13 protein-coding genes are annotated in these 12,157 nt (G+C 37.4%); 8 read left to right on the top strand and 5 right to left on the bottom strand.

What is annotated here, in order from left to right:
* Positions 1-68: 68 nt before the first annotated feature.
* On the bottom strand, positions 69-1,007 hold the full coding sequence (locus ACIQYS_RS14075) for an MBL fold metallo-hydrolase (RefSeq protein ID WP_402981102.1): 939 nt from the start codon (positions 1,005-1,007) through the stop codon (positions 69-71).
* Between the two features lie 83 nt (positions 1,008-1,090).
* On the bottom strand, positions 1,091-2,149 hold the full coding sequence (cax, locus tag ACIQYS_RS14070; protein ID WP_402981099.1) for a calcium/proton exchanger: 1,059 nt from the start codon (positions 2,147-2,149) through the stop codon (positions 1,091-1,093).
* A 121-nt stretch (positions 2,150-2,270) separates the two neighbouring features.
* Between cax and ACIQYS_RS14065 the strand changes: the two genes are divergently transcribed.
* The 5 genes from ACIQYS_RS14065 (at position 2,271) to ACIQYS_RS14045 (ending at position 7,800) form a co-directional block, all read left to right on the top strand.
* Positions 2,271-2,573, top strand: coding sequence for a YunC family protein (locus ACIQYS_RS14065; protein ID WP_402981096.1), 303 nt, complete (start codon positions 2,271-2,273; stop codon positions 2,571-2,573).
* 629 nt (positions 2,574-3,202) lie between these two features.
* Positions 3,203-3,712 carry a MarR family winged helix-turn-helix transcriptional regulator gene (locus tag ACIQYS_RS14060; RefSeq protein ID WP_402981093.1) on the top strand — a complete coding sequence of 170 codons (510 nt, stop codon included), beginning with the start codon at positions 3,203-3,205 and terminating at the stop codon, positions 3,710-3,712.
* Between the two features lies 1 nt (position 3,713).
* A complete protein-coding gene (locus ACIQYS_RS14055; RefSeq protein ID WP_402981090.1) occupies positions 3,714-5,438 on the top strand; it encodes an ABC transporter ATP-binding protein in 1,725 nt (574 codons plus the stop codon).
* Positions 5,435-7,297 carry an ABC transporter ATP-binding protein gene (locus ACIQYS_RS14050; RefSeq protein WP_402981087.1) on the top strand — a complete coding sequence of 621 codons (1,863 nt, stop codon included), beginning with the start codon at positions 5,435-5,437 and terminating at the stop codon, positions 7,295-7,297. Before ACIQYS_RS14055 ends, ACIQYS_RS14050 begins: the two co-directional genes overlap by 4 nt.
* A 134-nt stretch (positions 7,298-7,431) precedes the next feature.
* On the top strand, positions 7,432-7,800 hold the full coding sequence (locus ACIQYS_RS14045; RefSeq protein WP_402981084.1) for a hypothetical protein: 369 nt from the start codon (positions 7,432-7,434) through the stop codon (positions 7,798-7,800).
* Here ACIQYS_RS14045 and ACIQYS_RS14040 read toward each other — a convergent pair.
* Together ACIQYS_RS14040 and ACIQYS_RS14035 are read right to left on the bottom strand one after the other, a co-directional pair.
* A complete protein-coding gene (locus ACIQYS_RS14040) occupies positions 7,797-8,801 on the bottom strand; it encodes an LLM class flavin-dependent oxidoreductase (protein WP_402981081.1) in 1,005 nt (334 codons plus the stop codon). The genes ACIQYS_RS14045 and ACIQYS_RS14040 overlap by 4 nt on opposite strands.
* A gap of 18 nt (positions 8,802-8,819) precedes the next feature.
* Complete coding sequence (locus ACIQYS_RS14035) at positions 8,820-9,104, bottom strand: DUF3219 family protein (protein WP_402981244.1); 285 nt, start codon at positions 9,102-9,104, stop codon at positions 8,820-8,822.
* Between the two features lie 191 nt (positions 9,105-9,295).
* Here ACIQYS_RS14035 and ACIQYS_RS14030 point away from each other — a divergent pair, with 191 nt between their 5' ends.
* Complete coding sequence (locus ACIQYS_RS14030) at positions 9,296-10,492, top strand: MFS transporter (protein WP_402981078.1); 1,197 nt, start codon at positions 9,296-9,298, stop codon at positions 10,490-10,492.
* A gap of 107 nt (positions 10,493-10,599) precedes the next feature.
* On the opposite strand, the gene ACIQYS_RS14025 is transcribed toward ACIQYS_RS14030, so the two are convergent.
* Positions 10,600-10,860 carry a hypothetical protein gene (locus tag ACIQYS_RS14025; RefSeq protein ID WP_402981073.1) on the bottom strand — a complete coding sequence of 87 codons (261 nt, stop codon included), beginning with the start codon at positions 10,858-10,860 and terminating at the stop codon, positions 10,600-10,602.
* 158 nt (positions 10,861-11,018) lie between these two features.
* On the opposite strand from ACIQYS_RS14025, the gene ACIQYS_RS14020 reads away from it, so the two are divergent.
* Positions 11,019-11,240, top strand: a complete 222-nt coding sequence (locus ACIQYS_RS14020) for a small, acid-soluble spore protein tlp (protein WP_402981069.1) — start codon at positions 11,019-11,021, stop codon at positions 11,238-11,240.
* A 144-nt stretch (positions 11,241-11,384) separates the two neighbouring features.
* A complete protein-coding gene (locus ACIQYS_RS14015) occupies positions 11,385-12,053 on the top strand; it encodes a hypothetical protein (protein ID WP_402981066.1) in 669 nt (222 codons plus the stop codon).
* Positions 12,054-12,157: the final 104 nt, after the last annotated feature.

Below are 12,157 nucleotides of genomic sequence, written 5' to 3'. Positions count from 1 at the left end.
ATCTACTTTTCAAAAATACGACTAGTCCAGAATCGCACTTAAATTGAAAGGTAGATTTTTTATTTGAATTATTTAGAAAGGTAATCCAACAATCCCATCGCACTAACTTCTGTATCTAACTGTAAGATGCTATATACCTCATGATCATCCGAAATACCTAGCCCTCTTAGATGCTCCCTCACTAAGCTTAATAAACGCTCAGCAAGCACTTCGTATCCTTGTTGTTCTATATAAATTGTTTTTGCCTCATTTACGTAAACTTCCAACCAACTAGAAACTTGACGGTATACTTCATCCGGCATATTCGTCGTCCCATAATGTCCAAAGTAAATGGAATCGAGCTCCATATTTTGCATACGGTCAATCGCCTGATGCATAGCATCCGGATCAAATTGGTTCGGTGAAGTAGAAGGTAAAAATAAATGAACATTATCAGGCACTAATTGTGGATAGCGTACCCCAACTGTATCTCCCGTGAACATTCCATTACTAACCGGATCAAAAATACTAAAATGATGTTTTGCATGACCAGGTGTATCTAAAAACTCTAATTGACAATTAGGTCCAATTCTCAGCTTGTCCCCTTCATTTTTAATAAGCAACCGCTCATTATCTATTGGAACGATTGGTTCAAATAGCTCCGCGAATTTATCGCCATATACTGCCTTCGCACCGGCTATAAGTCTCGATGGATCTGCTAAATGCCTTGCACCTTTCGGATGTACAACAACTTTTGCATTAGGGCATTCTTTTAATAGTAATCCAGCTCCTCCAGCGTGATCTAAGTGAATGTGCGTGACGATTATATATTTCACTTCGTCCAAGCTAATTCCTAAATCCTTTAGGCCTTCTTTTACATACTTTATAGACGGGCTTGCACTCGTTTCGACAATTGTTATTTCCTCTTCTAAAATAACAAATATGCCTGTCCGTTCTGTCATGTCTAAGTCATGTCCATCGATTAAACAAATTCTTTCATTTAATTGGATTGGCTTTAATTGTTGCACGACGTATTCCCCCTAAGTAACGTGTTTTATCTATTGAATATTCTGTCAGTTACTATTTTAACACTCTTTACTAATTATCTGCATCAAAGAAGAAAAAAACCAATTCCCATTATTATATACGCTGCGAAAAGTAAAAGTCCTTCAAACCAGTTCGACTCACCATCATGAGAAACATTAATAACTAAAAGTGCTGCGGTAACCATTGCGACAAGCTCTGGCCATGTGAAAACGAGTGGCATGGACTGAGGCATGAACAAAGAAACAATAACAAGTATCGGTGCTACAAACATGGCAACTTGGAGCGTCGAACCAACCGCTATTTCAACGGAAACATCCATTTTGTTTTTGACGGCCATCGTGATTGCAGAAACATGCTCTGCTGCATTTCCAACAATTGCTACGATAATGACACCTATAAACAACTCGCTCCACCCAAATTTAGCTCCGAGCATTTCAAATGTATGGACTAATTGCTCCGAAACGAAAGCCACTACTACTGTTGTCAATAAAAGAATTAAAATCGATTTCCCTTTCGCCCACTCCGGCACTTCTTTTTCTTTTTCCGTTTCTGGTTCGTCGGATGACGAGAATACACCTCGATGCGTGACGAGTTTGAAAAATAACCCAGCAAGATAAAGAGCTATTAAAATGGTGGCAATTCCAATACTTAAGCTCAATGTTTTCCCAAAATCCATTTTCATTGAAAAAACTTCGGGAATGACAAACGCCACAATAACAGCAAAAATGAGTAATCCAGAATTGTATCTTGCACTGTGTACACTGAATCTTTGACGCTTAAACTTAATACCCCCAGCAAAAAACGATAATCCTAGTACAAGTAGCAGATTACCGAGAACTGATCCAGTTAGTGACGCTAAAACAATCCCAACCATTCCAGCTTTTAATGTGAAAATAGAAATAATAAGTTCGACTGCATTTCCAAAAGTGGCGTTCAACAAGCCCCCAACTCTTGGACCACTTACGATAGCCAAACTTTCCGTTGCCCTTCCTATGTATCCGGAAAGCCCAATGATACTCAAGCAACACAGCAAGAACATAATCATCTCGGCCCAATTTAATAATGCTCCTATAAGAACTAATGGAACACCTACAAACACAAGAATAGCAAATAGTTTATTCACTAAAAAACACCTCTTCAAATTAGTTCATTTCCTTCTTATCCTTCCCTTGTTTAAAAAGAAGAAACCCTTTTTCTTTCACTTACATAACTTAAAAGGAGAATAATAGGAGGGATAAAGTCTAATGATTAATTTAGAACCTATCAATATCGAAGGACATACATTTTTAACGATTTCTGTCGAGCTTCCAAAAACGAATTTACTTGTTGTATCGAACGACAAAGGGTATATCATGTGTGGTGCACTTGACGTTGCACTATTGAACGAGAAGCTAAAAGACCGCAAAGTAATCGCAGGAAGAGCAGTAGGCGTGAAAACAATTGAACAACTACTTAATGCCCCTTTGGAATCCATCACTTTTGAAGCAGAAGAACTTGGTATCACAACAGGCATGGTTGGCAGAGAAGCATTGTTGAAAATGATTTAATTTAAAACTAGAGAGCTAGCATTTTTATATAGCTAGCTCTTTTTGTGTTCATTGAATTAGAAAAAAAGTGTAAGTGTATCTTGTTTTCCGGAACTACCTACAAAGGATTTTAGAAATAATGTGTCTTAATGAAGTTACCGCTAGGATTTCCGCTGCAGGGCGGACGCTTTCCGCTACAATCCATCAAATTTGCCAGCTAATCAGCGTCACTGTTTTAAATTCAATCTAATTTAGTATTTCTTGAAAATAAGATCCAATAAATGGTTGAACGAGACATAACATGCTGTGAACGCGACAAAACACATCTCGAAAGCTACAAACAGGACGCTGAACACGACAAACAGGCCTAGCGGAGATGCTATAATGCGGAAAAATTGATTTTTACTAAGTCACTGCTAGTTGGACGTTAATAAATATAATGCTCTATTCAATGTGACTTTTAATCAGCGGAAATCCTAGCTGACACTTCTTTAAGACGCATTATCCCTAAATAGTGGCATACCATATGTTGTTGTGAGAAGGCTAGCTCTATTTTATGTCCAAAAATTTCTTGAAAAACCCTTCCCTTTCTAGCTGACTTCCCCATAAATAAAGAGTAAATTTATAAAATAAAAAAGAACTGTTCACAAATGAACAATACAAAAAAGAACGGAGTGATTACAGTGAATTGCACCAATCAGCCGGATAGTAGATCTACAAAATTCTTGCATACCTTTTGGCGTGTAAATAGAAACATGATGCGGTTTATACATAAAACCGCACTAGAAAATGATTTATCTATCCCACAATATTCTGTCCTAATGACCATTGCACCACGTAAAGAAATGACGCAAAAGCAATTAGGTGAAGTATTACAAATTCCCAAAAGTACGTTAAGCACGGCAGTCGATGGACTAGTACAAACCGAATGGCTCCATAGACAACCCGTTCCTGACAATCGAAGAGAAATGCAATTAATACTCAGTGAAAAAGGAAACAGCCTGTTTGAAGAAATAAGTCAACAAAAAGGAAGCATTCATCGTACAATCTCATCTATTATGGACACACTTACGGAAAAACAATTCGAGGAATTTCAAGCCACACTGCTTCATATCGCTGACTTTCTAGAAACTGAAACTATATCAAAGGAGAACAACTAAAATGGTTAAACTCATGAAAAACTTAACGGTGTATAAGTGGATTGTTCTCTCAGTGTTAGGATTAGTCTTTATCCAATCAATGGCTGACCTTTATTTACCAACTCTTATGGCGGATATTATCGATAATGGGGTAGTAGTTGGCGATACAGCTTATATTTGGAAAATTGGTGGAATAATGCTTTTAGTTGCGGCATTTGGAGCGGTCGCATCCATCACAGCAAGCTTCTACTCCTCCAAAGCTGCAATGGGGTTAGGTAGGGATATTCGCCGTAAAGTGTTCAAACATGTAGAGCAATTTTCGCTTCAAGATTTCGATGAATTTGGCACAGCATCCCTTATTACAAGAACGACCAATGATATAACACAAGTGCAACAAGTGGCCATCATGATGCTACGAATGGTCGTTAGCGCTCCTATCATGTTGGTTGGTGGGATTATTATGGCCGTATCAAAAGATGCTAAATTATCGCTTGTCATTGTACTTACAATGCCTGTGTTAGTTGGGGCTGTGTTATTAATCATGTATAAAGGTGTACCACTTTTCAAAACAGTACAAACAAAATTAGACCAGTTAAACCTTGTATTACGTGAAAATTTAACCGGAATTCGGGTTATCCGTGCTTTTAATCGAGAAAAACAAGAGAAAGTTCGACTTCAAAAAGCAAACAAAGAATTGACTGATGTATCTATTAAAGTAAACAAAGTAATGGCAATTTTAATGCCCGTTATGATGTTGGTGATGAATATCACCGTTGTATTAATTATTTGGTTTGGTGGAATTCGCATTAATGGAGGCGCTATGCAAATCGGGGATTTAATGGCATTTATCCAATACGTTATGCAAATTATGTTTGCACTTGTGATGGCTTCTATGATGTTCATTATGATCCCCCGTGCAGCAGTATCTGCAAACCGTATTAATGAAGTGCTTAATACAAAACCAACATCTTTAAACGAAGGAACGAAATTAGCTAACAAAGAACGTGGAACACTTGAATTTGAACATGTGTCTTTTAGCTACCCAGGAGCAGAAGAGTCTGCACTATCTAATATTACATTTAAAGCAACGTCCGGAGAAATTACGGCAATTATCGGAGGAACTGGTGCTGGTAAATCAACGCTTGTGAACTTGATTCCACGTTTTTATGAGGTGACAGATGGAACGATTCGTGTTAATGGCGTCGATATTCGTGAAACTTCCCAAGAAGAGATCCGTTCGAAAATCGGGTTCGTTCCTCAAAAAGCACTTCTCTTTTCTGGGACAATCAAAGAAAATATTCGTTTTGGAAAACAAGATGCAACTGATGAAGAAATAAAATATGCGGCGCGCATTGCGCAAGCAGAAGATTTTATAGGCAAAATGGAGGAAGGATATAATTCCGTTATTTCACAAGGTGGTTCGAATGTATCTGGAGGGCAAAAACAACGTCTTTCGATTGCAAGGGCGCTCGTTCGGAAACCTGATATTTACATTTTCGATGATAGTTTTTCGGCACTCGACTTCAAAACAGATGCAAATCTACGAGCAGCACTGAAAGATGAGACCAAAAACGCAACAGTTGTCATTGTTGCACAACGAGTGAGTACTGTAGCAGATGCAGATCAAATTATTGTATTAGACAAAGGCGAAATTGCAGGAATTGGTACGCATAAAGAGCTGTTAGAAAATAATGATGTGTACCGAGAAATCGTTGAATCTCAGCTCTCAGAGGAGGAAATCGCATGAGTAAGCAAAAAAACTCCCAGTCACGCGGCGGACATCCAGCGGGACATGGCGGAGGAAACATGATGATGATGGGCGGACAAAAACCAAAGAACTTTAAAGGTACTTTAAGACGCCTTCTGACTTACTTAAAACCTCGGAGCAATCAATTAATCGCCGTGTTTATCGCTGCTATTTTAAGTACCGTATTTGCAATCGTTGGTCCTAAAATTATGGGAAATACAATTACAAAACTATTCGAAGGTGTATACGCAAAAATGACCGGAGTTCCAGGAGCCGCAATCGATTTTGAGGCAATTGGGAAACTACTTCTTCTACTAGCAGCTTTGTATGTGATTAGTAGCTTGTTTACGTATATTCAGCAATATATTATGTCAAGTGTTGCACAAAAAACGGTTTATGATTTAAGGGAAGAAGTAAACGGTAAACTAGAAAGACTTCCCCTTAAATATTATGATGGTCGACCAAATGGGGAAACGTTAAGCCGTGTTACGAACGATCTCGATACAATCGGAAACACACTTCAGCAAAGCTTAACGCAATTTATCACTTCGGTGGTAACCATCGTAGGTATTATCATTATGATGTTAACGATTAGCCCAATATTAACGTTAATTTCCATTGTAAGTTTACCAGTATCGATGTTTGTCATTCAACCAATTTTAAAAAGATCACAAAAGCATTTTGCAGATCAACAACGAACACTCGGTCAATTGAATGGGCACATTGAAGAAATGTATACTGGTCATCAAGTTGTCAAAGTGTTTGGCCATGAGAAAAAAGCGATCGCTGAGTTCGATGAAGTGAATGAACAATTATATGATGCTGGTCGCAGAGCACAATTTATTTCTGGCATTATTATGCCGATGATGTCTTTTATCGGTAATTTAAGCTATGTCGTAATTAGCGTTGTTGGAGGAATATTAGTTACGCAACGTGCCATTTCTATCGGTGATATTCAGGCTTTTATTACGTACACTCGCCAGTTCACACAGCCGGTAATGCAAACTGCAAATATCGCCAATATTATCCAATCGACAATTGCAGCAGCGGAACGAGTTTTTGAATTACTGGATGAGGAAGAAGAAGAAAAAGAAGTAACGACAGAAAGTTTATCTAAAGCAAAAGGTGCGGTTACATTTGAACAAGTGGACTTTGGTTATGGGGATAATCTATTAATCGAAAATATGAACATCGATGTGTTACCAGGTCAGACGGTAGCGATTGTCGGACCAACTGGTGCTGGTAAAACAACATTGATTAATTTATTGATGAGATTTTACGAATTAAACAATGGGAAAATCACGATTGATGGACACGATACTAGAAAAATGTCCCGAACGGATCTCCGAACAACATTTGGCATGGTGCTTCAAGACACTTGGCTCTTTAATGGGACGATTAAAGACAATATTGCATTCGGAAAAGACGGTGCAACAGACGAAGAAATCTTCACGGCTGCTAAAACGGCACGTGCCGACCATTTTATCCGAACTTTACCAGATGGCTATGACACTGTTTTAAATGAGGAAGCATCCAATATTTCGCAAGGTCAAAAACAATTAGTAACAATCGCTCGCGCTGTTCTTGCAAATCCACCTATTATGATTTTAGATGAAGCAACATCGAGTGTAGATACGCGAACGGAACTACTTATCCAACAAGCGATGAATCGCTTAATGGAAGGAAGAACGAGCTTTGTTATCGCCCATCGTCTTTCTACTATTAGAGATGCTGATTTAATATTGGTGATGAATCAAGGGAAGGTAATTGAACAGGGTTCACACGAGGAGCTCATCAAAGAAAACGGCTTCTACGCTGACCTTTATAACAGCCAGTTTTCTACTAAAAAAGCTATTTAAACATTTGATGTAAAAAAGAGAGACAGCCGAACTATTTCTTGCTGCCTCTCTTTTTCTAATATTATTTATAGTCCGTCATATTCTACTCTTTCTATTTATATACTAACTTTATAGATTGGGGCGGAGGGATGGTTTTGAACAAAGTAGATTTCAAAAAAGCTTTCGATATCGGGTATCAAGAAATGATATTTACCGCAAATAATGATGAAACTTTCATTCGTATAAAAAACAACTACTCCGTTCCATCTTCCAAAGTATCCTCCACAATCGTTCATATTAACGGGAAATTATTTGAGGAAAATAGATTTTGGATCTTCTTTACCGAGCTAGTAGAAATAAGTTCGGATATTCGTGAAGATGTTCAAATTGAATTAGATAAATTTGAGATAGACACGGAAGACTTTGACGAAGAAGCCTTCATTCAACACTTAATAGACGAAATAACAGACAAATTAGAAGAAAATGAAGTCTATACAGTCCTAAAAGAAATGGAAGTGCTTTAACTGTTCTTCAGCAATTCAGCCGCTATGAGTCTATATGAATTAAATCGATCTTTTGTTGAATAAGTTATCGTATTCAACATAATTTCGTCTGCTCTATAGTTAGTTTGCAATTCGATTAGCTTCTCTTTTACTTCTGTTGGATTACCGATAATTAGTTTCTTTTTCATATTTTCCAATGTAGCTTCTTCCTGATCATTTAAGCTATATTGCTGTGCTTCTATTATAGAAGGAACTCCTCTCTCCCCTTCTCCTCTTCCTCTTTGCAATGCCCATATGAGCGTACTTTTCGCTACCTCATGTGCCTTTTCTGTCGTTTCCGAACAAATAACCGAAACCGTTACAATCACTTCTGGTTTTTGCCCTTGTTTTCTAGGTATATAAGCATCTAAATACCGCTGAATTATAGCCGTTCCATCCTCTTCACTCATAAAGTGACCGAACGCATAGGCAAGTCCATTTTCCGCAGCAAGCAAAGCACTTTTTTTACTTGTCCCAAGAAGCCAAGGTACTGGTGAAACTTCTGGAACTGGTGAAGCAGAAATTTTCGAGAATGCATGGTCTGTAGGGAAGTCATTGTCTAGAAAATGAAGAAACTCTTTTACTAAACTAGGCATTTTATATACGTTTTGTAGGAAATTATCCGACAAAGCATTCGTAGCTTCCGCGGAACCACCTGGTGCACGACCTAGACCAACATCCACACGACTAGGAAATAAAGTAGCAAGCGTGTTATATACTTCTGCTACTTTGAATGGTTTATAATGTGGCAACAAAACAGCACCTGAGCCAATACGAATGGTATTTGTATTCGTTCCTATGTAAGCTAGCATTACTTCAGGCGCAGAACTTGCGAGTCCCGTTAAATCATGGTGTTCCGTAATCCAGTAGCGAGTATAACCTAACGATTCCCCAAGTTTTGCTAACTCCATCGATTCGTTTAATGCCTCTTTTGCAGTTTGATTGGAAGATATCGGAGATTGATCCAAAATACTTAACTTCATCGCTTCATGTTTCCCTCCTTAGTTTTGCACTTCTAATAAGCTCAGCCTGTACTCTCCAACTTGTCCTTTTTCGTATAAATTTGTAATCGAAGTGGAATATTGATGAATGCTTCCCTTAAAAGAAAAACCTTGTCCCGGTACTTTCACTTCGAACGTGCCTTTATAAAGTAGTACGGCTATATCGTGATATTCCTCACTTGTAACATTAAAAACAACAGAAATTAGATATAAATCATTTACCTTTTTTAATTCATAACGATTTATCTTAATCAAAGTATCATCCAAAACAATTTCTTTTACCATTACATCTTCTAATTTTTTGTCCATGCCAAACACCCCCGAATATAATACTTTTTTTAAGTGTACCATCTACGAAAGGCACTTTCTTTATTCTAAGCTTTTATGGAATACAACTCTTAATATTTCTTGAAAAAAAGGGAAGAATAAAATTAAATTTTATAGTTAATAGCCATTGAAAGGCGGTCTTGTTTACCATGAGTAAAGAAAAAGTTAAACTATGGACAAACCAATATTTAATCATTATATTATTGTCTTTAGTCATGTTCACTTCTTTTTATATGATTACAGCAGGTTTCCCAATTTTCGTATCAACCATCAGTAATAATCCTGCGATTGCAGGAATTATGACCACTACCTTAATGTTAGCATCACTAATTACGCGCTTCTTTGCAAGTGTCATTATCCAAAAAGTGAATATGAAGTTGCTCCTTATTATTTCCCTCCTTTATTTTTTGGGCACAATCGGCCTCACTTTTGTGAACGACTCCATCGGGTTTTTAATATTCATTCGAGCACTACAAGGTATTGGATTTAGTATGCTTACGATTTTAGTCTTTACGTTCTCAAGTAATATTGTTCCTAAATCTCGGTTAGGTGAAGGCATTGTTTTTTTCGCAATGTCTACAAGCGTTGGGACGACAATTGGACCACTTATCGCTATTTCTTATCTTGCGCATTATTCATTCCGATCGATGATGATGTTAACTCTGGTTCTTATGGCTTTTTCATTTGTGTGTAGTCTTTTCACAAAAAATACGGTTAAAAAAGAAAAGGAAAGTCCAGAGGCTACAAATAATGAACCTTTCTATAAGTATATGTTCGATAAGCGTGTTCTTCTTCCATGTATTTTAGTAGCGTTCAATTATATGGCAATTGCAGGAACAGTTAACTTTATAGGTGCTTTTGGAAAAGAGATCAATGTTGGCGGAAGGATTTCACAGTTTTTTATCGCACAAGGAATTGCAATGGTGTTAGTTCGTGCTTTCTCTGGTAAAATTTTCGATCGATTTGGTCATAGAATCCTCATTATTCCTGGTGCCATTTCAGGGGCAGTAGGTTTGATCTTATTAGGCTTCTCTACTAGTATGTGGTTGGTTCTAGTTTCAGGGGTATTATTTGGAGTCGCTTTTGCCATAATTCATCCAATTATCCAAGCTTGGGCATTAACGCTTGTTCCACCAGAGAAAAAAGCAACAGCCAATTCGATGCTTCTTATTTTTATCGATTTTGGTTTGGCGGTTGGATCAGTAGGACTTGGATTCTTAGCAAAAAGTGTTGGATACGGCATGACTTTTAGTTATTCGGCTGCTTTTATGATTGTTATTTTGTTGTTGTATCTCATTGGAAGCAAGAAAGCAGTGACATTAGAAACCAAGAAGGAAAAATCATAGTAGACGGAACATACTAGTATATGAACGCTATAAACCAAAACAAACTGAGGCTGTACCAAACAATTACTTTTGGGACAGCCCCATAATAGGCAATATACATCTCACAGTTAATGTATTGTATTTAGTTTCTCTTTATCTCGATTCAACTGCTCCTGAAGTGCACTAATAGGATCCAAGTTTCCTCTACTTTCGAGAGCCATTGTGACCGAACGCTCTGCGCGTTCAATCATATTTTGAGCGTTTTGAATTGACTGCTCAGAGGGGTTCGTAAGTGCCTGACCTACAGCTAACGTGACATTATCGACAGAATTATGCAATTGACCAATGACATTATCTTCTTTCCAACTCATTTGTGTGTGATCTTCCACTATGAATTCCTCCTAACGTTTTCTTAGAAATCAATACGTCTTTACTATGGCAAAACCAAGCCAAATTTATTCAGTTTGAACTAAAAACCTCCAATAATTTAAATGAATCTGGGGATAATATAGGGTGAAAGACTTTTATCAATGAAGGAGGAAAAATAATGTCTATACATGAACCGGAATCAAATGATTCAGCTAAGAACGTAGAAAGACTAAAGAAAACAATTCGCAATAAGGAAGCAGCAGAAATGGCTATGGAATTTGCAGAAGGTGAAGAACTTGCTGCCATTAAGAAGAAAAATGAACGCCGTGAAGAAAGTATTGATGGTTTACGAGCAGAAATACTAGCAGAAGCTAAATCACGCATCAACGGATATATTTAATCTCATTCAAGTTAGCCCAGCGTAATTGAGAGAAGTTAGCCAACTAATCTTCGGATTAATTGGCTAATTTTTTTCGTATACAATTGAATTATCACACTAATGATAGAATGGACGTAAACTAAGGAAAAAAGGAGCGTCCTTAGTATGCATCATTACTCAAATGAATTTTCCTCTCCTCCCCAGCATCCAGTTTACAAAACACCCTATTCACAATACACTGCACCCGTTCGATACTTATTGAACAAAGCATCTAATTATCAACAACGCTACTATTTATCGAATGCAGTTGTTGACTTCGAAAGCATGAACCGACTTCTTTGGTTGGAGCATGTTAATTGGACCAGAATGACCATTACAAGTATTGTATTCAATTTGCCTGACCTACCTACTGTGCAAACACGGCTTTTACAAAATGCAACCGATTTAGGAAATTGTATTCGTCCTTTTTACGGTGATCAACTCGCAGATAGATATGCTGAGCTCATAAAAGAGCATCTAGTACTAGCAGCAGAACTTGTAACGGCAGCTGTTAAAGGTGATTCTAAAAAAGCAGAGGAAAAAGAAAAAGAGTGGTACCGTAATGCAGATGATATAGCAATCTTTTTGAGTAGTATTAACCCGTTCTTAACAAAAGCAGAGGTACAAAAGATGTTCTATACGCATTTGGCTTTAACAAAAAACGAAGCGGTTTTAATGATACAAAAAAATTATCAAGAAGATATTAAAGTATTTGACCAAATAGAAGCGGAAGTTTTGGAGATGTCCGATATGATTTCGCATGCAATCGTCAAGCAATTTCCTCATATGTTCTAATGAATGGTTTTGGGTTTGAAAAGGTTACAGATTGTTTCAGACTCGATACCTATTATTTACTTCCCTTTTTAATGGTGTTAAACTACAAAATATCGAATTAACAT

Origin of the sequence: Psychrobacillus sp. NPDC096426 (assembly GCF_044762745.1) — a bacterium.
GTDB lineage: Bacteria > Bacillota > Bacilli > Bacillales_A > Planococcaceae > Psychrobacillus.
Note: the sequence above shows the minus strand (reverse complement) of the source record. Positions and strands in the feature narration are given on the sequence as shown.